23 protein-coding genes and 1 pseudogene are annotated in these 20,224 nt (G+C 45.9%); 19 read left to right on the forward strand and 5 right to left on the reverse strand.

What is annotated here, in order from left to right; all coding sequences use genetic code 11:
* Positions 1-268 precede the first annotated feature (268 nt).
* From ACQ4MX_RS26190 to ACQ4MX_RS26205, 4 genes and pseudogenes are all read left to right on the forward strand, one after another.
* Entirely contained in the window at positions 269-751 is a 483-nt protein-coding gene (locus tag ACQ4MX_RS26190) for a hypothetical protein (RefSeq protein WP_431088173.1), read from the forward strand.
* A gap of 243 nt (positions 752-994) precedes the next feature.
* Positions 995-1,120 (forward strand): annotated as a pseudogene (locus tag ACQ4MX_RS26195) (sporulation initiation factor Spo0A C-terminal domain-containing protein); the annotation flags it as partial.
* 600 nt (positions 1,121-1,720) lie between these two features.
* Positions 1,721-3,421, forward strand: coding sequence for a methyl-accepting chemotaxis protein (locus tag ACQ4MX_RS26200; RefSeq protein ID WP_431088175.1), 1,701 nt, complete (start codon positions 1,721-1,723; stop codon positions 3,419-3,421).
* Between the two features lie 105 nt (positions 3,422-3,526).
* Complete coding sequence (locus ACQ4MX_RS26205) at positions 3,527-3,694, forward strand: hypothetical protein (protein ID WP_431088177.1); 168 nt, start codon at positions 3,527-3,529, stop codon at positions 3,692-3,694.
* 308 nt (positions 3,695-4,002) lie between these two features.
* Here the strand turns inward: ACQ4MX_RS26205 and ACQ4MX_RS26210 are convergent, their stop codons facing one another.
* Positions 4,003-5,403: a helix-turn-helix domain-containing protein gene (locus tag ACQ4MX_RS26210; RefSeq protein WP_431088178.1), complete on the reverse strand. Its 1,401-nt coding sequence runs from the start codon at positions 5,401-5,403 to the stop codon at positions 4,003-4,005.
* 240 nt (positions 5,404-5,643) lie between these two features.
* Between ACQ4MX_RS26210 and ACQ4MX_RS26215 the strand changes: the two genes are divergently transcribed.
* The 4 genes from ACQ4MX_RS26215 (at position 5,644) to ACQ4MX_RS26230 (ending at position 7,092) form a co-directional block, all read left to right on the forward strand.
* Positions 5,644-5,853 carry an XRE family transcriptional regulator gene (locus tag ACQ4MX_RS26215; protein ID WP_149093542.1) on the forward strand — a complete coding sequence of 70 codons (210 nt, stop codon included), beginning with the start codon at positions 5,644-5,646 and terminating at the stop codon, positions 5,851-5,853.
* A gap of 365 nt (positions 5,854-6,218) precedes the next feature.
* Positions 6,219-6,443 carry a S26 family signal peptidase gene (locus tag ACQ4MX_RS26220; protein WP_431088181.1) on the forward strand — a complete coding sequence of 75 codons (225 nt, stop codon included), beginning with the start codon at positions 6,219-6,221 and terminating at the stop codon, positions 6,441-6,443.
* A 1-nt stretch (position 6,444) separates the two neighbouring features.
* Positions 6,445-6,621, forward strand: a complete 177-nt coding sequence (lepB, locus tag ACQ4MX_RS26225) for a signal peptidase I (protein ID WP_431088182.1) — start codon at positions 6,445-6,447, stop codon at positions 6,619-6,621.
* A 66-nt stretch (positions 6,622-6,687) separates the two neighbouring features.
* Complete coding sequence (locus ACQ4MX_RS26230; RefSeq protein WP_431088184.1) at positions 6,688-7,092, forward strand: hypothetical protein; 405 nt, start codon at positions 6,688-6,690, stop codon at positions 7,090-7,092.
* Positions 7,093-7,191: 99 nt separating this feature from the next.
* Here the strand turns inward: ACQ4MX_RS26230 and ACQ4MX_RS26235 are convergent, their stop codons facing one another.
* Positions 7,192-7,968: a sporulation protein gene (locus ACQ4MX_RS26235; protein ID WP_431088185.1), complete on the reverse strand. Its 777-nt coding sequence runs from the start codon at positions 7,966-7,968 to the stop codon at positions 7,192-7,194.
* 171 nt (positions 7,969-8,139) lie between these two features.
* Positions 8,140-8,736: a thymidine kinase gene (locus ACQ4MX_RS26240; protein ID WP_134913757.1), complete on the reverse strand. Its 597-nt coding sequence runs from the start codon at positions 8,734-8,736 to the stop codon at positions 8,140-8,142.
* Between the two features lie 230 nt (positions 8,737-8,966).
* Between ACQ4MX_RS26240 and ACQ4MX_RS26245 the strand changes: the two genes are divergently transcribed.
* From ACQ4MX_RS26245 to lipB, 6 genes are all read left to right on the forward strand, one after another.
* Positions 8,967-9,179, forward strand: a complete 213-nt coding sequence (locus ACQ4MX_RS26245; RefSeq protein WP_192510866.1) for a hypothetical protein — start codon at positions 8,967-8,969, stop codon at positions 9,177-9,179.
* 127 nt (positions 9,180-9,306) lie between these two features.
* Positions 9,307-10,728: a dihydrolipoyl dehydrogenase gene (gene lpdA / locus ACQ4MX_RS26250; RefSeq protein WP_431088186.1), complete on the forward strand. Its 1,422-nt coding sequence runs from the start codon at positions 9,307-9,309 to the stop codon at positions 10,726-10,728.
* Between the two features lie 140 nt (positions 10,729-10,868).
* Positions 10,869-11,897: a thiamine pyrophosphate-dependent dehydrogenase E1 component subunit alpha gene (locus ACQ4MX_RS26255; RefSeq protein WP_431088187.1), complete on the forward strand. Its 1,029-nt coding sequence runs from the start codon at positions 10,869-10,871 to the stop codon at positions 11,895-11,897.
* 2 nt (positions 11,898-11,899) lie between these two features.
* Entirely contained in the window at positions 11,900-12,886 is a 987-nt protein-coding gene (locus ACQ4MX_RS26260) for an alpha-ketoacid dehydrogenase subunit beta (RefSeq protein WP_134913761.1), read from the forward strand.
* 88 nt (positions 12,887-12,974) lie between these two features.
* The gene (locus tag ACQ4MX_RS26265) at positions 12,975-14,366 is read left to right on the forward strand and encodes a dihydrolipoamide acetyltransferase family protein (protein WP_431088188.1); all 1,392 of its coding nucleotides are present in this window, start codon (positions 12,975-12,977) and stop codon (positions 14,364-14,366) included.
* A gap of 45 nt (positions 14,367-14,411) precedes the next feature.
* Entirely contained in the window at positions 14,412-15,110 is a 699-nt protein-coding gene (lipB, locus tag ACQ4MX_RS26270; RefSeq protein WP_431088190.1) for a lipoyl(octanoyl) transferase LipB, read from the forward strand.
* Positions 15,111-15,231: 121 nt separating this feature from the next.
* Here the strand turns inward: lipB and prli42 are convergent, their stop codons facing one another.
* The gene (prli42, locus tag ACQ4MX_RS26275) at positions 15,232-15,336 is read right to left on the reverse strand and encodes a stressosome-associated protein Prli42 (protein ID WP_014282171.1); all 105 of its coding nucleotides are present in this window, start codon (positions 15,334-15,336) and stop codon (positions 15,232-15,234) included.
* 85 nt (positions 15,337-15,421) lie between these two features.
* Here prli42 and ACQ4MX_RS26280 point away from each other — a divergent pair, with 85 nt between their 5' ends.
* Positions 15,422-16,555 (forward strand): tripeptidase T, encoded by a 1,134-nt coding sequence (locus tag ACQ4MX_RS26280; RefSeq protein WP_431088191.1) that lies wholly within the window; start codon positions 15,422-15,424, stop codon positions 16,553-16,555.
* A gap of 57 nt (positions 16,556-16,612) precedes the next feature.
* Here the strand turns inward: ACQ4MX_RS26280 and mciZ are convergent, their stop codons facing one another.
* Entirely contained in the window at positions 16,613-16,756 is a 144-nt protein-coding gene (gene mciZ, locus ACQ4MX_RS26285) for a Z-ring formation inhibitor MciZ (protein ID WP_014282169.1), read from the reverse strand.
* A gap of 122 nt (positions 16,757-16,878) precedes the next feature.
* Here mciZ and ACQ4MX_RS26290 point away from each other — a divergent pair, with 122 nt between their 5' ends.
* The 4 genes from ACQ4MX_RS26290 to ACQ4MX_RS26305 all read left to right on the forward strand — a co-directional run bounded on the left by ACQ4MX_RS26290 (position 16,879) and on the right by ACQ4MX_RS26305 (position 20,136).
* A complete protein-coding gene (locus tag ACQ4MX_RS26290) occupies positions 16,879-17,490 on the forward strand; it encodes an NUDIX domain-containing protein (RefSeq protein ID WP_431088193.1) in 612 nt (203 codons plus the stop codon).
* A gap of 5 nt (positions 17,491-17,495) precedes the next feature.
* Positions 17,496-18,692 carry an endonuclease Q family protein gene (locus ACQ4MX_RS26295; RefSeq protein WP_431088194.1) on the forward strand — a complete coding sequence of 399 codons (1,197 nt, stop codon included), beginning with the start codon at positions 17,496-17,498 and terminating at the stop codon, positions 18,690-18,692.
* A gap of 187 nt (positions 18,693-18,879) precedes the next feature.
* The gene (spoIIM, locus tag ACQ4MX_RS26300) at positions 18,880-19,533 is read left to right on the forward strand and encodes a stage II sporulation protein M (protein ID WP_134913773.1); all 654 of its coding nucleotides are present in this window, start codon (positions 18,880-18,882) and stop codon (positions 19,531-19,533) included.
* A 102-nt stretch (positions 19,534-19,635) separates the two neighbouring features.
* Positions 19,636-20,136: a Fur family transcriptional regulator gene (locus tag ACQ4MX_RS26305; RefSeq protein WP_134913775.1), complete on the forward strand. Its 501-nt coding sequence runs from the start codon at positions 19,636-19,638 to the stop codon at positions 20,134-20,136.
* Positions 20,137-20,224 lie beyond the last annotated feature (88 nt).

Here is a 20,224-nt window from a genome sequence, read left to right on the forward strand (position 1 = left end):
GACTCATCTTTACGTTTCCCATGCAAGCAGCATAGACTTACCATAGAGGCGGTTTGTAGAATTAGATGAAATGAAGTAGCCGATTTCTTCTACCTGTTTTATATTCTTTAATGAGGTGGTTATTATGGAAGGTAAAAAATTTGTTCTTATGCTTTTACTTTTTTGCTTGTTCGGTATTATAGGACTAATCGCTTTAATGTATGGATTCCTTTGGTTAGTTTTCAATGGATAGCTTATAAAATCAACATTTTACATGGAGGCTATAAATTTGAACGAATCAAGACAAAATACAGGTAGAGGCAGACCAAGAATTTTGAGTGAAAAAGAGATTGAAAGTTGGCAAGATACATATGGTGAAGATATTCAAATTGTGGATTATAAAAAACCTAATGTTGATGATTTTATAAATGTTTTGGATTACAAATTTTTGCGTGTGGTGGATAAGTGGGAAGAACCTAATGGGTTAATTGTAGATGAAGATATGTACAAAATGTATCAAGAAAAGGAATTTAAATCTTTTAGGGAATGGAAAGAGAGCCTGAAACGTCAATTTACTAATTTGACTGTAGTTTCAGAGAGTGAACAGGATATGGTAATGAAATCAGCAACAGATAAGCATTACAAAATTGAATTGCTTTATGATGTTAACGCGACAAACGGGCTGGGACAATCAATTTATAAAAAGGTAAGTTTTTTTGTTGAGGAAGACGTCTTTGATAATTATAAGATAATTTTGGTGCATGATAAATGATAAAATTTTTAATTTTAGATCATAGTATTTGTTTATTTTACTGCCTTCGGGCAGTTTTTTTATGGGGGTATGCTACATTCATAAATTGATTTTTTATAATTGCTATGATATGGTTAAGACTGTAAAACAAATTAGCCACTAAATTACTTGACCATAAACCAACCAATTGATAAAAATTGATTGCATATAACTTATGAATATATTATTTTAAATCACCTCAAAAACCTTGATGCGTAAGGCTTCGGCAATATCGACAGTATCTCCCACTTATTTGGATATACGATTAATATTTCTAAATCCAAGCCAACGAATAGCGAATTCATAGCGATGGTGGCAGATAAGCTGCGGATTGAGAACAAGGTGTCCTGAAAGGGTCGGGATGATTGATCCGAGATTAGCTATGTTGAACTGATAAACTTATATGTAGCATATCAATTGATACCGTTATTTATTGGGATTGTGAAAAATCCAATAAATAACGGTATTTTTGATACTGGGGTAGGCAAATGTTTCATCAAAATAAGAACCGGGTAAATGGCTCATCTGTATAAAGGTTAAAAGAGAATAAATGCTATATAAGCCTTACGCAGTTAATATGCCAAAAATGATTAGAACAACTAAAGGAATCACACTAAGTGTAATTTCGGCAACGGCTAGTCCGCGACCAGAAGAAAGATTTTCTTGCAACTATACCAAGTTACTACGCCTACGCTATTTTAGGGATGATCATAGAATGAGTAAATGAGGTTTTTAAGCACTCCCCTCGCTATATGGCGGAACTATTCCTCGAGATCAACATAACACGTTCTACGCTGTTTATAAAACAAAACTGAATCAGCTTCACTAATCATCACAAAGTAAAATTTTCCTTTTGGAAACAGTTCTGAAAAATCTCTTTAATTTGATATAAACAATGTGTCGATTATTGTCGATATAATACTTACTATAAAGAGATTGAGGAGCGAATATATGAAATTCAACATCCGAACAAAATTGTTATTAGGTTTTCTTACGGTTATTGTTTTATTGATTCTCATAAGTACAGTATCCATCTCAAAAATGAAAAACTTAGGTGACACATCGATGGAAATTGATAGTCATTGGATGCCGAGTGTGACTATTTTGGGAACTCTTAACGGTGATGTTTCCGATGTAGAGCGGCTCTCATTGAATATAGTTGTAGAACGTGACCCTGAGGAAGTGAAAAAGGTTGAAACTGAATACAATCAGGTTTTGAAAAAGGTCGAGAACGGCCGAAAAACATACGAGAAATTAATTGCTACTCCTCAAGAACGTGAAATGTATGATGATTTCTCCAAAAAATATTCAGAGTACCTGGATAAATTGCCAGAAGTAATTGCAGCGGGCAAAGCTAACGATTATGCTCAATCAAGCATTCTTCACAAAGAGTCTTATGCGCTATGGTATAACGCAAACGATATGATTAGTAAGCTCATTAAATTGAATGCAGATGGATCAAAACTGACTACGGAAGAAGCAGTTGACAACTATATTTCAGGTAGACAAATGGTCACCGTTTTAAGCGTTGCAGCAGTCGTCTTGGCGCTGGTGATTTCTATCCTCATAGCGCAATCCATATCCAAACCAATCTTGCGAATCAGTCGCGCTGCTGAAAGAATAGCAGCAGGTGACCTGACGGGCGAGGAAATAACAGTGAAGAGCAAGGACGAGATTCATGCCTTGTCGCATTCTTTTAATGCAATGGTCCAGAACCTGCGCCAACTGATTCAATCGGTTAGTAAAACGTCAGAGTTGGTAACTACTTCCTCAGAGGAATTGACAGCCAGCGCAGAACAAAATAGCCAAGCTTCCGCACAAATAACCGAGACGGTGCAAGAAGTAGCTACAGGCACGGCTCAACAGGTGGATATGGTTACGAAGTCATCCCAAGCTATTGAGGAAATGTCTATCGGTGTTGAACAAATTGCCATTCGTGCGCAAAATGTATTTGCATCTGCTCAGGATGCGGCCCACAAATCAGCTGAAGGTAACCAATTGATTCAGCAGGCTGTTACACAGATGAACGCCGTAAATCATTCGATGAATGGTCTGGCTGATCTTATGGCTGGATTGGGAGAGCGTTCCGACGAAATTGGCAAGATTATTGATGTGATCACCAATATTTCAAGTCAGACAAATCTACTTGCCCTGAATGCTGCAATTGAAGCGGCCCGAGCGGGAGAACACGGTCGCGGATTTGCTGTAGTTGCGGGTGAAGTGCGCAAGTTGGCAGAACAATCGGCTTATTCTGCTCAACAAATTACGGAGCTTGTTGGGTTGATTCAAAAGGATACTGCCCATGCGATCGAGGCTGTAGCGTCCAATGGAAAAGATGTCATGACAGGTCGGGAAGTCGTGCAGAATGCAGGTGCATCCTTTGAACTGATTCAGGAAACCGTTAATAAAGTAGCGAGTGAGATTGAAGAGGTATCTGCTGGATCGGAGCAAATGTCCGCAAGTACGGATGAAGTCGTCGGTTTTGTCAGACAAATTTCAGCGATTGCCGAGGAAGCCGCAGCCGGAACACAGCACGTGTCTGCTGCAACACAAGAGCAACTGGCATCCATGGAGGAAATTGCTTCAGCTGCAAGAAACCTGTCTACCATGGCAGAGGACCTGCAAGGGCAAATCGGCAAATTCAAAGTATAATACGTATCAAAGTAGATCAAGCTGGGATTCAGCAGAGACAGTGTGGGTGTAATAGCCCGCTGTCTCTTTTTATTTTGTGAGGGGTGGTACAGGGGGCACATTGAGTTGATTGCTCTGACCAAGAAATATACGGAAAACAGGGATTACCATGTGTCCACGGAAACAGAAAGGGAACGGGTGATCCAAGAGATTGTTGAAGACATCGACACATTTGCGGCGCCGTTTTTTAAGCGATTCGAAGATGGAGAAGTGCCAGCAGTGCAAAGTTTATAAATTAGAGAATGAATCTAACTTTGAAAAAAGTTTAGCTAGGAATTAATGCTTATTATCCAAGTCATACATTAGAATTAATGAAATACAATGCTAAAAGCTCATCCCGAATTTTGAAAGTGGGATGAGCTTAGCTTTTTTGGTAGTAAATTAGAATGTATTCCAATGAAGTGTCTTTATAACGAGGTTTCATTTTAGAAATAGATGTACTCTGCTATAAGCGAAGTGCAGTATTTTAACTCATTCCATGATTATTTATTGTGATACTATCTTTGGCATTAGTTGAGGTTTGCCATATCGGTTGAATTAAACTAAGTAGTCCAAAAGCCAGAATGAGATGAATAATTAGAGACTTTTTCACGGTTCCATTCCTCCTTAACAATTTTTTCGTACTCTTTTTTTTGCTCAGGGGAAGCAGACTCTTTGTAAAATTCAAACATTGTAACACTTTGCTTGAAATCACTGTCGTTATTCATAATAATGGATAATATTAGGGAATGAAAGGCGCAATTGAGGCCCTCATGCATCCTCTGAATTTTGAAATTATAGATCGCAAGCTCTTGGAGAAAAGAGGAATAATAAGTTCTGTGTGTCATATCGTTACGCTGGTCAAATCCTAAAGTGTGTTCTCGGAATTCTTCTAATGTTTCGTCCACAAGAAATCCATATTTATTCGCTGATTCTAAAATAGTAAGTAGCCCCGCTAATATTTCATCAGGATGCTCTTTTAAATATTTTATGTAACCGGGGATTACCGCCATGTTGCCTGAAAGTAAGTCGAGTGTGTATCTGTTACCTACCGCCCATAATTTAAATTGTTCTATTTGTTTTCGATCATCTGCATGTAAACCTTGCATCCAACTCAGATCAGCGTAGGCTGAAATGTATTTTTTTGCTTCCTCATATTCTCCCTTCTTTTGAAGGGCTGTAGACTTCGAGAGATAACTATATCCGTAATAAAAAACAAAAGGATGATCCGTTACAAGTGGTTCTGCCTTCTTCTTGCTTTCTAGTCTACGTATTTTATCATTGTATGCAGCTTTTACAACGATTTGGAATTCATCAGCGTATACCTCGACTTCATCCCATTTATGCTGATTAAACGATGTACCTGTCAGTTTATAATAACCATCTAATTGATAGTTTACTGGTAAACGGTTGCGAAAAGGTGCAAACCGTATCGCTGCTTCACGGTTCTGCTCCAAGTTCTGTCCAAGCGCAGCACGAAAAAGCCTATAGTGGCTTATGGCTAAACGCTCTGAATGCTGATATTTTTCATTTTCCACTATGCATTCATAGAAGGGAATAGCTTCCTTCGGTTTATCTGCATTATGTATTTCCTCCGCGATTTCAAATACCAACTCAAGCTGGTTTAAATCTTCCAGCATACGGGATAGAACGACGGCTATGCAGTCCTTACGGCCGATCTCTACGCAACGCAATAAAAAGGGTTTAATTTGACTGCGATGTGGGCTTCCCGTAACAAAGCATTCTTCCACATACAACTCATATAGCCAGCCTTCTGGCTGTCCTAATGTGCTTGCCATGACATCTATATATCTTACCGATATAGGTTTGATTTTCTCGACATTGAGTAACGTACTGAGATAACTTACCGTTACTCCAGACAGATCTGCAAAGCTTCTCAGTGTATATCCTTTTTGTTGCAGGCAGGTGCGTATTTCCGAGCGAATCGCGATAGCTCCTTCCATAGATAGAGACTCCCTTCTTCCAACTTCAAAATGCAACTGAAGCAATATCCTCCTGATTTTCACATGTGCAAAGTGATTATATATGCCGAATTGAACGAATGTCAATTATGCCCAAAAATTGAAGAGTGTTAACCAATATCCTATCATTCCAAATTCCAATCTAAGCATGATAGTGTAAAGCTATATTAAGCATTATAAGTATAAGTAACAACAATACATAAACAGAAAAAGGTGAGTCTTTTGAATAACAATAAACATCCTGTAACTGATTTTGGATGGGCGATTAAGCAGAAGTTGGTTGAAAGGCATATGGATCAACAAACCTTTTGCGAGACTTATCAAATTCCGACGTCCCGCTTATCGAATCTAATCCATGGAACTCGCAAAGCTAAGCGATATAGGCGATTAGTAGCTGAATTGCTTGGTATTGATGATACATTTACGAAATAGGCGTTTAAAGATGATTCATATTATATATGAAAAGGAGGAATGCTGAATGACAGGGAAATTACATAAGCTTAAAGTACGTCCCCATTCCCACTATTGCATATTCTGTAACAGTAAAGAGTCGATCATTCTTTATAGAGGAATTGTGATTTGTGCCCAATGTTATCTGAAAGTCACTAAAAAACCTCCTGTAGTGGAAACTCCAAAGAAAATTGAGAAGGATTGAAAAAGATAGCCCAATAACCGCAGATGTGTTAATATATTGATAATTATGGTAAATGATGAATACTTTATGAATAGGTCATCCTCTCGGGGGTGACTGTTTTTGTTTGTATTTTGCAAAACTTAAACAAGGATTGGGAGACAGAATGATGAATTGGATGTTTGCTGCTGTAATAGCACTAGGTATTATCAATGTAAGTGATGATGTAAAGTCATACTCAGTGAATGGGCCTTCGATGCAGCCTACTATGATGGCAGGGGATCATATGACAGTGGATAAGCATTATTATAAGGAGAAAGATTTCCGTAGAGGGGATATTATCATTTTTCAGAAGGATGATGTACAATTTGTAGAAAGGCGACTTACCTAACATGCTTAATTTCCCGTTAAGAGGTGAGTCGAATGTTGTACCGGAAGGTATGATTTTTGTGTTGGGAGACAATCGGATGAACAGCACAGACAGTCGTTTTCTCGGATATATTTCAATGAATAAGGTCATAGGCAAGGTTATTGCATTGAACGGGATTCCGTTAGACGAAACAGAATAAAGCCTGTACTGTACGAGGAAGTGGAAGCAAACCAAACGATTTTAAAGCAAAGGTGGGGATGAAGGCATGTGGAATAGTCTAACTTGGGTGATCGTCGGCGTGTTGTTGGTGGCGTTGGGTTGGATTGTTATGGCATGGCGTGGTCGCAGCAGCAACAAACAAGTGAATGAACAGCGGGGCAGTAATGTCGTTGAATTTCGTCCTCGTAATCCTGTTCGACAATCCCGCATCGGAAACGTATCCAAGTCTAAGGTATCTTCCGGTTCCCGTGCGAACACAGACGCAACAGGTGTTAAAGACCAATCTGGGTTTGGACTATCTGACTCTATCCAGGGCACGGGCAAGCAGAAATGCTCCTTTTGTAAAAAAGAAGACAAATTAACCTTTTACGCAGATGACAATGGTTCGCTGTACGGGGTATGCAAGGATTGCAAGCACAAGGCGGAACGGCAGGATATGCTGCCACTTTAGCCTATGCAGACGATACGGAATCGGTAGAGTGTTTTGAAGATCATTAAAAATCCCCAACCGTGAGTTAAACGGCGGGGATTTTTTGTTATATCTACATATTTACCGAATCTGTCTGTCGATCAGTTCCTCCAGCGCATCTGCGATATGATCTGGTCCATAAGACAGCTCTTGTCTGCTTAAGCTCAACCAGGCATGACGCTCGTCCATATCAAAGGCAGTCTCCAGCCAGCCGGATAACCCTCTGCCTCTGCGATCCACTTCGACAAGCACATGCACGCCTTCGGGCTCCAACTGCATAATCAGCTCCAGCTCCTCGATATCGCGTGCATATTCCGATCCGGACGTAAATTCAAATTCCTGCACGTACGGAACACCGCGTCCCAGCTTGGGATGAAGTTCGCAGGTGGAGGAACGGAATCGGAAGCCCAACAGGTGAACGGCCTCAAACACCGTACTCATATAGGGATGCGGCTCGATTTTGAGCGAGTCACGGTCGGTCGGGTCCAAGGCCATACCGATATCTAATGCTGTATCCAGCCATACGGGCTGTTTGGCATGAGTGACAGGTGTTTCCAATGGCAACCGAAAAGAAAAAGGGATTTCAAGCTCCTGTCCTTGCTTTAAATGAAAGCCGTCGGATACCTTGACCCGAGCGATGCAGCAGGTGGAGGTGGTTTTCTTGTCATCGTGCTCTTCGATATATTCTGTTTTGAGTTCGATGTCAATTTTGCCGATTTCCTGATCAATTTTACCGCCTTTGATACGCATGATGCCACTAAGTTCTTCGCCAGGGACATACACGGCCTGGTCCACCAATGTATCGACTTTAGCTGAGCCGATTCCTGCGCTTGCCAAGATCTTGTTGAAAAAACTCATAAGTAAGCCCCCCGATAATATCATGGTCATAGTGTTCAAACGAAAACTAAGAAAACTTGTACAGCTTAACCGGATATACGGGGCAATTGCTCGAATCGTTCCAAAAAAATACAAGAAAAAAATCTGCTGGTTGTCGTGCCTTTATCGCAGTCTGACGGCAAATTCTCCGTGCTAATCGCAGTTCACTTTATGGGGTGGTATAAAGCAATTACGGCAACGTGGCTCATACGCCTCAGAGTCGCCAATCATTACAATGGGCCCTACAGTGGAAGGCTTTCCGTTCACCATACGCTGGGTATATACAGCTTCCGAACTTCCACATACGGCGCAAAAGGAAGCTAGTTTTTCGATGTCATCTGCCATGGCGAGTAAACCGCCAACATATCCGAATTCCTTACCCCGGTAGTCCAGATTGAGTCCATCTGCAATGACGTGCTTGCCACAGTAGGCTAACTCCTCCACTAACATCATAATATGACGGCTGAAAAACTGTACTTCGTCAAAGGCGACCACATCAGCATCCTTCGTTTCTTCCAAAATCCGCTGAACGAGCTCATCAGTGAGCTTCTTCGGAATGGAGATGGCGGGCAGCCGATATCCGATGCGGCTTACAATTTCATCCTTGGCGTAGCGGTTATCTTCAGCCGGTTTGTAAGCGACCACCTTACGGTGCCCGTATTGAATTAATTTTTGACAGCGGCGAATCAGTTCGCCAGATTTTTCGCTAAACATGGGGCCTGTAATAATCGTAATTCGTCCTGTAGGCAACGCGAATTCCCCTTTCTGTAACATGCGCATAACGCTGTGAATCATCATTCCCGAAAGAAAAGGCCATTATAGATTACCATAATGTGCAGCAAACAGACTAGAGAAAATATATTGTTTTTCGACATGTTATTGTATATCTATTCTTTGAACGTAAGTGTGGACGTCATTGCCCTGTTGCCGTGAGCATGATATGGTGAAGTATAGTGGAATAGAGGGAAGAGGGGACAGGCATGAACCAAAATGATACGGATTATAGTGCCAAAATAGAAGCATTACTGGAGCAAGGGCTGGTAAGCCCACAGGCACAGGAGTTGATCACGGAGCTGGAGACAGAGCTGGATCTTCTGCGCAAGCAGAATGAATCCTTTCGCAAAGCGCTACGGGCCAAAACAGCCCAAACTCCAAGAATGTCTACCAAGTTACGGGACGCCTTGTACGAGTAATATACAGCAGATGCCGGGAACAGGTTGTTAGACGGCCTATAGTCTATGTATAAACACTATATTTTGTACAGAGAAATAAAGAGAGTACAATAAGCTATATATAATCAATGTTAAATGGAGGAGAAGCATGACTATACATTGTGATGTCGCTATTTTGGGCGGAGGAACCGGAGGGTATGTTGCAGCGATTCGCGCTGCCCAGCTCGGCAAGGAAGTCGTTATTATCGAAAAGGACAAGCTAGGTGGAACCTGTCTGCACCGTGGATGTATCCCAAGCAAGGCTTTGCTGCGCAGTGCGGAAGTGTATGCGACGATTAAGGAAAGTGCGCAATACGGCATAGAGACCTCGGGAGCGCAGCTTGTTTTTCCCAAGGTACAAGAGCGCAAGGAAGCCGTTGTAGAGCAGTTACATCAGGGCGTGCAATTTTTGATGCGTAAAAATAAAATCACGGTGCTGAGCGGCAAAGGGCGCGTGATTGGGCCATCGATTTTTTCTCCAAAAAGCGGCGCAGTTGCCGTGGAGCTGGAAGATGGCGAGATGGAGACGATTGTTCCTACCCATCTCATTATTGCAACGGGATCACGACCGCGTGTGCTACCCGGATTGGAGCCGGATGGCGAATTTATTTTGAGTAGTGACGAAGCGTTGACGATGGAAGAATTACCGGCCTCCCTGATTATCGTAGGTGGTGGCGTTATTGGCGTGGAATGGGCTTCCATGCTGAACGATTTTGGCGTGGAGGTTACGGTGGTCGAGGCGGCGAATCGGCTTATTCCAACCGAGGACGAGGATATTTCGCGTGAAATGCAGCGCCTGCTAACCAAGCGCGGTGTCAAGGTGCTGACAGGCTTGCAAGTGCTGGCTGAAACGTACGGCAAGGATGAGGAAGGCGTACAAATTGACGTGCAAAAAGGGGACGAAACCGAAACACTCAGCGCTTCCAAGCTGCTCATTTCAGTAGGTCGTCAGGCGAATGTGGAGAATATCGGATTGGAAAATACGGATATCCGCGTAGAGCGTGGCTTTATCTCGGTTAATGAGCATTTGCAGACGAATGAATCACATATTTATGCGATCGGTGATTGCATCGGAGGATTACAACTGGCGCATGCAGCGAGCCATGAAGGGCTGCATGCGGTACATCATCAGGCGGGCGAAGTGGTTCACAGTGTACCGAATCATCTTATCCCTCGTTGTATTTATACGCGTCCTGAGGCAGCTAGTGTGGGCTTAACTGAGCAAGAAGCCCGTGAGCGTGGACATCAGGTGAAGACAGGGAAGTTCCCTTTTCAGGCTATCGGAAAATCGCTGGTGTATGGCAGTCGGGATGGCTTCGTCAAAGTGGTTGCGGACGAGGAAACGAATGATATTCTCGGTGTACATATGATCGGTACGCATGTAACGGATCTCATCAGCGAGGCGGCTCTTGCGCAGCTGTTGGATGCTACGCCGTGGGAAGTCGGACAGCTGGCTCATCCGCATCCAACATTGTCGGAGATTTTGGGAGAAGCGATGCTGGCGGTTGATGGACAGGCGATAGGGATATAATTAATCTTAATAAATCGGTGCTTTTCTTTTTGGGGAGAAAAGGATTATAATGGGGTTAGCCAGAGTTTAGTACCAGGTTTTAAGACAAGATGGTACTAGGTGCTGGTAGTAGGATGTTTGACACTTAAGGAGGTGCCTCAATGAGTTCAAAAGGCGCTGTAGACGCTAGCTTCAGACATGAACAGCTGGGACTGACTCACGGACAAGTTATTGACATGTACAGATATATGCTGCTCGCAAGAAGATTTGACGAGCGCAACATGCTCCTGCAACGGGCAGGGAAAATTAATTTTCACGTTTCCGGCATTGGGCAGGAGGCGGCACAAGTAGGTGCGGCTTTTGCACTGGACCGGGAGAAGGACTATTTTCTTCCCTATTACCGGGATTACGGATTCGTACTTGCGGTTGGTATGACGGCACGCGAACTGATGCTGTCGCAATTTGCCAAGGCGGATGATCCCAACAGCGGTGGCCGGCAGATGCCCGGTCATTTCGGCAGTAAACGGCTGCGTATTGTGACAGGCTCCAGCCCGGTGACGACGCAGGTTCCACACGCAGTGGGTGTAGCGCTGGCTGCCAAGATGCAGAAGAAGGATTTTGTATCGTTCGTTACATTTGGTGAAGGCTCCAGCAACCAGGGGGATTTTCACGAAGGCTGTAACTTTGCAGGTGTGCAGAAGCTGCCAGTTATCATTATGTGTGAAAACAATCAATATGCGATATCAGTTCCGGTTCATAAGCAAATGGCAGGCAAGGTGAGCGACCGTGCTTTGGGATACGGATTCCCTGGGATTCGGGTCGATGGTAACGATGCACTGGCAGTGTATGCAGCCGTCAAGGAAGCGCGTGAACGTGCTATTCGTGGCGAGGGGCCAACGCTTATTGAAGCGATGATGTACCGCCTGTCTCCTCACTCCACCTCGGATAACGATCTGGCTTACCGGACCAAAGAAGAAGTGGATGAGAACTGGGCCAAGGACGGCGTAGCCCGTATGAAAAATTATTTGCTGGAATGCGGCATTTGGGATGAGGCCAAGGATGCGGATTTGTCTGCTGAGCTGCTGCTCGAGATCAAGGAAGCGATTGAATATGCGGATAATGCGCCTTTTCCGAAGCCCGAAGATACGCTACTGCATGTCTATGCTGACAGCGATGGGGAGGGCCGGTAATTATGGCGGTTATGGAATATATTGATGCGATTCGTCTTGCCATGAAGGAAGAGATGGAGCAGGATGAAACGGTTTTTGTGTTAGGCGAGGATGTTGGTGTTAAGGGTGGTGTCTTTACGACCACCAAGGGTCTTATGGATCAATTCGGTGAGCAGCGTGTCCTGGATACGCCATTGGCAGAGTCGGCTATAGCTGGTGTTGCCATTGGTGCAGCCATGTACGGAATGAAGCCGATTGCCGAAATGCAATATTCTGACTTCATGCTCCCGGCAACCAATCAGATTATTAGTGAAGCAGCTAAAATTCGCTATCGCTCTAATAACGACTGGAGCTGTCCTGTTGTGATACGTGCGCCTATCGGTGGCGGTATTTTTGGCGGCTTGTATCATTCACAGTGTCCGGAATCTATCTTTTTTGGTACACCGGGTCTGAAAATTGTAGCTCCTTTTACCGCGTATGATGCCAAGGGACTGCTGAAAGCAGCGATCCGCGACCCTGATCCGGTGCTGTATTTTGAGAACAAAAAGTGCTACAAGCTGATCAAGGGTGAAGTACCTGAGGACGATTACATTGTTCCAATTGGCAAAGCCAATTTGTTGCGTGAAGGTGACGATATTACAGTCATCGGATACAGCCAGCCGCTGCATTTTGTCATGCAGGCTGCTGAGGAGCTGGAGAAGGAAGAGGGCATTACCGCACACGTTGTGGATTTGCGTACACTCCAGCCGCTGGACCGTCAGGCCATCATTGAAGCTGCAAGACATACAGGCAAGGTACTCATCGTGCATGAAGACAACAAAACGGGTGGCATCGGTGCCGAGGTTTCCGCAATTATTAATGAGGAATGTCTGTTCGAGCTGGATGCGCCGATTGAGCGTCTGTGCGCTCCAGACGTGCCTGCAATGCCGATCAGCCCGCCGATGGAGAAGTTTTATATGTTAAACAAGGATAAGGTTAAGGAAGCGATGCGCCGTCTTGCAATGTATTAATATGGAGTGGATTGGACGAAAGCATTCCAAAAGTGTAGCGGGGGTAGCGGTAAAACCCGCCCTCCTATGATGTTAAGGAGTTGAAAAAATGTCAGACCAAACACAATGGACCGACGTGACCATGCCCCAATTGGCAGAGTCGCTTGTATCGGCGACAATTGCAAAATGGCTGAAACAACCTGGCGAAACGGTGGAGCAATTCGAGCCGATTTGCGAGGTCATTACAGATAAAGTGAACGCGGAAATTCCATCGACATTGGATGGTATTATGGGTGATCTGTTAGCAGAGGAAGGTCAGACGGTAGCCGTTGGAGAATTGATTTGCCGTATTCAGACGAAGTCAGCCGCACCTGCGGCATCAACTGGAGCGACATCCGCTGCGCCGGTACCTCAGGGCAACGCACAAGCACAATCCCAACAGGGTGCTGCTTCGGATCAATCCATGCGAGGACGGTTTTCCCCGGCGGTGCAAACACTGGCTGCTCAGCATAGTATAGACTTGAATCAGGTGACAGGCTCGGGCATGGGCGGACGAATTACCCGTAAAGATGTGCTGAATTATGTTCAACAGGGGGGTTCTACTCAGGCTGGAGTGTCTGAGCAGCCGGCTGAGGCGACATCAGGACAAGGCTCTCCTTTTGCCGGAAGACAGCAGTCTGCCGCGCAGCATAATATACCGATTCAAAATATGGACCCTGCTATTCCGGTTCGTAACAGTGGCATTCATTTGACGGAGGCTCCAAAAGCTCCTGTGATTGAAGTTGAGGGTGGCAACAACAACAGATCCGAGTATTTTATTGATGTTACACCGATTCGCAGTGCGATCGCCCGCAATATGCGGCAAAGTGTCTCGGAAATTCCACATGCCTGGACGACGATTGAGGTGGATGTGACCAACCTGGTGATGCTCCGCAACAAGATCAAAAACGAGTTCAAGCAAAAAGAAGGCATCAATATTACGTATCTGGCTTTCCTCATGAAAGCGGTCGTGAATGCCATCAAGGAATATCCGATCATGAATTCGGTGTGGGCTGTGGACAAAATTATCGTCAAAAGAGATATCAACATCTCGCTGGCCGTGGGTACAGAGGATGCAGTTCTTACGCCAGTTATTAAAAAAGCGGATCAGAAAAACATTGCCGGACTGGCGCGTGAAATTGACGATTTGGCACGTAAAACACGGGAAGGTACGCTCAAGCTGGATGATATGCAGGGCGGGACGTTTACCGTGAACAACACAGGCTCCTTTGGTTCAATTCTGTCTTATCCGGTGATTAACTATCCGCAGGCTGCGATTCTTACCTTTGAATCCATCGTCAAAAGACCGGTTGTCATTGATGATATGATCGCGGTTCGCTCGATGGCTAACCTGTGTCTGTCGCTGGATCATCGCATTTTGGATGGTGTAATCTGCGGACGATTCCTGCAACGGATCAAAGAAAACCTGGAAGGCTACACCTTGGATACGAAGCTGTACTAATCATCCGAACAGTTGGGTAAATGGACGGAGAGGAAGTGACAGGCCGTGAACAGACGACCGCTTGAGGTAACCTATACGAATAGGATGGAGTACGCCCATGCATGGGATGTCCAGAAGGATATTGTGGGGAAGCTGGATGCCGGGGAGGCGAGGGAAACGCTTATGCTTCTCCAGCACCCGCCGACCTACACGATTGGCTCTCAGCGGCATCCTGAGCATCTGCTTCTCACACCGGAGCAATTGAAAGCTCAGGGAATCAGCGTCTTTCAGATTGACCGTGGGGGAGATATTACATATCATGGACCGGGGCAACTGGTCGGATATCCCCTGATTATGCTCGGCAACCGTGAGGCGCTTGACCTGCACGGATACCTCCGGAGTCTGGAAGAGGTGATCATTCGGTTGCTGGCGTCCCATGGTATTGAAGGAAGTCGCAAGCCTGAATACACAGGGGTATGGGTCGGGAATCTTAAAATTGCGGCCATAGGCGTCAAATTTAACAAATGTAAGCACCGCCGGGGCTTTGTGACCAGTCATGGTTTTGCCTTCAATATCAAATCAGGGATACAGCATGAGGGCTTTCAAGGTATCGTTCCATGCGGAATTCAGGAATACGGAGTGACTTCATTGGAGGACTGCACACAGCAGACTTTTTCAGTGGAGCAGATTGCGAAGGAGATTGTACCTTGCTTTGAGGAGCAATTTTCATTTGCGGCGGAATGGCAAAGTCATTCGCTCCAATAAAGCAAAGGCGGGCTATCTGTGATGTACACGGAAGCCCGCCTGTTTTCTTGCGCTACAGCTTGTCCGCCTACAGCCTCCATAGAGCATGGGGACGGCAGAATATCTTGAGTGGCGCAATCCATTATAGAGGCATAATCAACGGCTCAATCACCATGAACAGCGTAGAGCCAATCATCGCGGCGAGCATAATGTAGACGAAAAAACGAACCCATTTTTTGTTCGGCATGTGTAACTCCTTTAGGATAGGTTTAAGTCAGATATAAGACTATCTATCCGTATTGTAGCGTAAACGGGAAAGAGAGGGAAGTTCAATGACAGCAAAAGTAGTGAAAGAACGAATCGTACAAGAATTTATGGAACTCGTACAGGTGGATAGCGAAACCAAGCACGAGCAGGAAATATCGCGTGTTCTGAAAGAAAAATTCAATACACTCGGGCTGGAGGTAACAGAAGATGATTCCCGCGAAAGAACCGGACATGGTTCGGGTAATCTGATCGTAACCTGGAAAGCGGAAGGCGCGGAGCAAGCACCTAAATTGTTTTTTACCTGCCACATGGATACCGTTACACCAGGCAAAGGCATTAAGCCGCAGCTAGGTGAGGATGGATGGATTCGCAGTGACGGTTCAACAATTTTGGGGGCAGACGATAAGGCAGGGATTGCCGCTTTGTTCGAGGCGATTCGTGTCGTGCGTGAGCAGAAAATTCCCCATGGACAAATTCAGTTTGTGATTACGGCAGGTGAGGAGTCCGGTCTGTTCGGCGCGCGGGCAATGAAACCGGAATTGCTGGATGCAGACTTTGGGTATGCATTGGATTCCAATGGTGAAGTAGGCTCCATTTGTGTGGCCGCGCCAACGCAGGCTCGTATTGAAATGAAAATTACAGGAAAGTCCGCTCATGCAGGTGTAAATCCCGAAGATGGCATCAGTGCCATTCAAGTAGCCTCCAAGGCCATTTCCAAAATGAAGCTGGGACGGATTGATAAGGAAACAACTGCTAACATCGGTAGCTTCGAAGGTGGCGGAGCAACGAATGTGGTATGCGATTTTGTGCTGATACGGGCGGAAGCACGCAGTATTGTGCAGGAGAAGGTGGACCAGCAAATTCAGCATATGCGTGAAGCTCTGGAAACTACCGCGCGCGAATTTGGTGCACAGGGCGAGTTCCGCAGCGAAGTCATTTATCCGGCATTCAGCTTTACGGAGCATGATGAAATTGTACAGGTGGCGCAGCGTGCTATACAAGGGCTGGGGCTGGCAACGCCGACCTTCCATTCGGGTGGTGGCTCGGATGCCAATGTATTCAACGGGCTGGGGGTTCCCACGGTGAATCTGGCTGTTGGCTACCAGAACATTCACACAACACAGGAAAAAATCAAGGCAGATGATCTGGTGAAGGTTGCCGAGGTGGTCGTAGCTCTTATTCAACAGGCGACGAAGTAAGACTCGGATGATACACATAAGGTTCAGGCTAAAGACAGGAACAGCGTTCCCTTGTCTTTAGACCTGAACCTTTTTTGGAACCATGAGCGAGGCGATAGTGGCAGCGGAGCCGTGTTCTTTTTGCCATTGCCGCAGGAGGGCTTGAATCTGCCAGGCTTTGCCGACAATATGGAGAGTGGTTTCGGTACGGTAGCTTTTCATTGGCGAATCTCCTTTGAACAGGGAAATTTGTTATAATACCACCATATGTCCGAAATGGACAAGTTAGACTAAAGTTGGCGATAGTTAATGAAAAGATAGATGACGAAGGAGGAAACATACTGATGAACAACCAAAAGAATGATCCAGTGAACGATCAAGTGAACAGCCCAGACCGCAAGCCTTATTCCAATCCTGCGTTGGAGGAAAAAACGGTATCCACGCAGCCCATTTTTGAAGGAAAAGTGATTACGTTGCAGGTGGACACGGTAGAGCTTCCAGACGGCTCCACGGGTAAGCGTGAAATCGTGAAGCATCCGGGGGCGGTGGCCGTGTTGGCGCTGAATGAGGGGAAAATGCTGGTTGTGGATCAGTACAGACAGGCAATGGGCCGCTGTGAGGTGGAAATCCCGGCAGGCAAGCTTGAGCGGGGCGAGGACCCGATGGAAGCAGCGGGACGCGAGCTGAGAGAAGAGACAGGCTATACTGCCAAGTCACTGAAGCTGCTACACTCCTTTTATACTTCCCCCGGATTTGCGGATGAAATCATTCATCTGTATGTGGCTGAAGAGCTGGAGTTGGGAGAAATGGAACCGGATGAGGATGAATTTCTGGAGCTGTTCGAGGTGACGCTGGAGGAAGCACAGGCGCTCATTCGTGAAGGCCGGATTAGTGATGCCAAAACGATTCTGGCTGTCTATGCGTGGCAGCTTTACCAACATACAGGGAGCTTTTAAGCGGTATGAACGAAAATACGGTTGAACTTACAGATTACTATGCTGATCTCCATATTCATATCGGCAGAACGGAAAAGGGAGCTCCGGTCAAAATCAGTGGCAGTCGCGACCTGACCTTTGCCAACATTGCCAAGGAATCATCCGGTCGCAAGGGCATTGGACTGATCGGGATCATTGACTGTCACGCACCGAACGTGCAAGAGGATATCCACGCTTATTTGCATACGGGTGAAATGACGGAAATCAGCGGTGGTGGTATCGCGTACCGGGATACGGTTGTGCTGCTGGGAACGGAGCTGGAAATTCGGGCGGAGGGTCGTCCCGAGGCGCACATTCTGGCCTATTTTCCTCATTTGGCGGCGATGGAGGATTTTACGCAATGGATAGCTCGGCACATGAAAAATGTCAATCTCAGCTCGCAGCGTATCTATGCCCCGCCACGCGAGCTACAGCAGCAAATTTACGGCCGTGGAGGCATTATGGTGCCAGCGCATGTGTTCACCCCTCATAAGGGCATATACGGAAGTTCTGCGGCCCGTATGGAGGAACTGCTGGATTTGCAGCTCATTAGCGGAGTGGAGCTGGGGTTAAGTGCGGATTCGTCTATGGCCGGATTGATCTCGGAGCTGGATCGTTTCAGCTTCCTGACCAATTCCGATGCCCATTCGCTCGGCAAAATTGGACGGGAGTACAACAAATTATCCATGGCAAGGCCGTGCTTTGATGAATTCCGAATGGCTTTGGAGCGTCAGGAAGGACGACGGGTGTCTGCCAACTACGGATTAAATCCAAAGCTGGGCAAGTACCATCGTTCCTACTGTCAAAGCTGCGGTACGATTATGGACGAGCAGCAGATGGCGGATGAACGCTGTCCTGCCTGTGGTCAAACCAAGCTGGTGCGGGGCGTACTGGATCGGATATGGAGTATTGCCGATCGTGAGCAGCCCGTGATTCCATCACATCGGCCGCCATACATTTACCAGATTCCGCTGGAATTTATCCCTGGTCTGGGCAAAGCCAAGCTGAACCACCTGCTGAATGCGTTCGGAACAGAAATGAATATTTTACATGAAGTCGCACAGGAGGAACTGGCGGCGGTTGTCGGAGACGCGTTGGCAGAGCAAATTGTCCTTTCCCGGGAGGGACGACTTTCCCTCGTATCTGGTGGTGGCGGAACATATGGCAAAATAGCTAGGCCATAGTAAGTCATATCCTATTAGAGTCATATCGGCGTCTGCTTGTTCATAACCATTAAATATCTATGCCGTTGGCTTGGCACTCACTCGTGAATCTTCTTTTGCAGCGCAAGCTGCCCCGAACCCTAGCCATCAGCCGTCGGATTACGGTTGTTTTTTGGACAAACAAGCAGATGAAAGGGGCAGGACGTCGATGCAATGGTTTCGTCATACGTTAAAGGATCAGACGCCTTATTATGTTTTTTTGGCCGTGCTGTTTCTGGTGGGAGTCGTTTTTGGTGCACTGATGGTGAACGCGCTCTCGCTGGAGCAGCTACAGGATTTGTCGCGTTACCTGAAGGATTTTTTTGTGACGGTCAATCAAAATGAGCAGGGTTTTGCTGGTTTGCAAGCAACCTCAACCTTTTGGGATAGTGTGTCTCTACATCTAAAATGGGTCGGTTTAATCTGGGTATGCGGTCTTTCGGTCATCGGTCTTCCTGGCATTCTCGTACTGAATTTCCTCAAAGGTGTGTTGATCGGATTTTCCGTAGGCTATCTGGTAGGGCAATATTCGTGGAAAGGGCTGTTATTTTCCCTCGTCTCCGTGGCTCCTCACAATTTAATCGTCATTCCGGTGCTGCTCGTGTGCAGTGTGGCTGCGATGACCTTTTCCATTCATATGATCAAAACTAAAATACTCGCTACACGGCCATCTGTAGGCATGCTTCGTCCGTTGCTGTCCTACGCAGGGCTGACAGCTGCAATGATGTTGCTCCTCGTTGGTAGCGCGTCTTTTGAAACTTGGGTCACCCCAGTCATGATGCAGTGGGTTACTCCCATGCTGACTGCCTCCGTGTCTCCTTGACCCCGTTTCAAAATGTTTGACTTTATTTGTATAGACCCCCTATAATAATAGGAGTGAAAAAAAGTGCAGTGGGCAGTAGCTTTTGCAGGGGGAGGGAGACACATGGAAGCACGGATCGAAAAAATTAAGCAGCAGCTGCAATCCCAGGGCTACAAACTAACGCCTCAGCGGGAAGCCACCGTCAGAGTTTTACTTGAGAACGAAGATGATCATCTGAGTGCGGAAGATGTATTTATGCTCGTTAAAGAGAAAGCTCCCGAAATCGGTCTGGCAACCGTATACCGTACCCTAGAACTGCTAAGTGAACTGCACGTCGTGGAGAAAATCAATTTTGGTGATGGCGTTGCGCGTTATGACCTGCGCGGCGATACGACCAAGCATCACCACCACCATTTGATATGTGTGCAGTGCGGCAGTGTGGATGAAATACTGGAGGATTGGCTTGGACCGCTGGAAGAGCGTCTGGAACGGGAATATAACTTTACCGTAGTGGACCACCGTTTGGACTTTCACGGCATTTGTTATCGTTGCAAGACGAAGAATGATACGACCGCCCAGAAATTTCTGGGTAAAACCAAGAAAAACAAATCTCAGGATCAATAAGCTGATAACCCAAGCTCTCACCGGCGAAGACGCGTTCGGGGGGAGCTTTTTTAGTTGGGGAGCTTTTTTGGTTCGGGATCTGCTATAC

The organism is Paenibacillus sp. 8b26 (assembly GCF_050626875.1).
Classification (GTDB): Bacteria; Bacillota; Bacilli; order Paenibacillales; family Paenibacillaceae; genus Paenibacillus.

Coding starts and splice junctions, on each gene's coding strand:
- ACQ4MX_RS26200 (WP_431088175.1), top strand. CDS start 1,721: ATGAAATTCAACATCCGAACAAAATTGTTATTAGGTTTTCTTACGGTT.
- ACQ4MX_RS26210 (WP_431088178.1), bottom strand. CDS start 5,403: ATGGAAGGAGCTATCGCGATTCGCTCGGAAATACGCACCTGCCTGCAA.
- ACQ4MX_RS26220 (WP_431088181.1), top strand. CDS start 6,219: ATGATGAATTGGATGTTTGCTGCTGTAATAGCACTAGGTATTATCAAT.
- lepB (WP_431088182.1), top strand. CDS start 6,445: ATGCTTAATTTCCCGTTAAGAGGTGAGTCGAATGTTGTACCGGAAGGT.
- ACQ4MX_RS26230 (WP_431088184.1), top strand. CDS start 6,688: ATGTGGAATAGTCTAACTTGGGTGATCGTCGGCGTGTTGTTGGTGGCG.
- ACQ4MX_RS26235 (WP_431088185.1), bottom strand. CDS start 7,968: ATGAGTTTTTTCAACAAGATCTTGGCAAGCGCAGGAATCGGCTCAGCT.
- ACQ4MX_RS26245 (WP_192510866.1), top strand. CDS start 8,967: ATGAACCAAAATGATACGGATTATAGTGCCAAAATAGAAGCATTACTG.
- lpdA (WP_431088186.1), top strand. CDS start 9,307: ATGACTATACATTGTGATGTCGCTATTTTGGGCGGAGGAACCGGAGGG.
- ACQ4MX_RS26255 (WP_431088187.1), top strand. CDS start 10,869: ATGAGTTCAAAAGGCGCTGTAGACGCTAGCTTCAGACATGAACAGCTG.
- ACQ4MX_RS26260 (WP_134913761.1), top strand. CDS start 11,900: ATGGCGGTTATGGAATATATTGATGCGATTCGTCTTGCCATGAAGGAA.
- ACQ4MX_RS26265 (WP_431088188.1), top strand. CDS start 12,975: ATGTCAGACCAAACACAATGGACCGACGTGACCATGCCCCAATTGGCA.
- prli42 (WP_014282171.1), bottom strand. CDS start 15,336: ATGCCGAACAAAAAATGGGTTCGTTTTTTCGTCTACATTATGCTCGCC.
- ACQ4MX_RS26280 (WP_431088191.1), top strand. CDS start 15,422: ATGACAGCAAAAGTAGTGAAAGAACGAATCGTACAAGAATTTATGGAA.
- mciZ (WP_014282169.1), bottom strand. CDS start 16,756: ATGAAAAGCTACCGTACCGAAACCACTCTCCATATTGTCGGCAAAGCC.
- ACQ4MX_RS26290 (WP_431088193.1), top strand. CDS start 16,879: ATGAACAACCAAAAGAATGATCCAGTGAACGATCAAGTGAACAGCCCA.
- ACQ4MX_RS26295 (WP_431088194.1), top strand. CDS start 17,496: ATGAACGAAAATACGGTTGAACTTACAGATTACTATGCTGATCTCCAT.
- spoIIM (WP_134913773.1), top strand. CDS start 18,880: ATGCAATGGTTTCGTCATACGTTAAAGGATCAGACGCCTTATTATGTT.
- ACQ4MX_RS26305 (WP_134913775.1), top strand. CDS start 19,636: ATGGAAGCACGGATCGAAAAAATTAAGCAGCAGCTGCAATCCCAGGGC.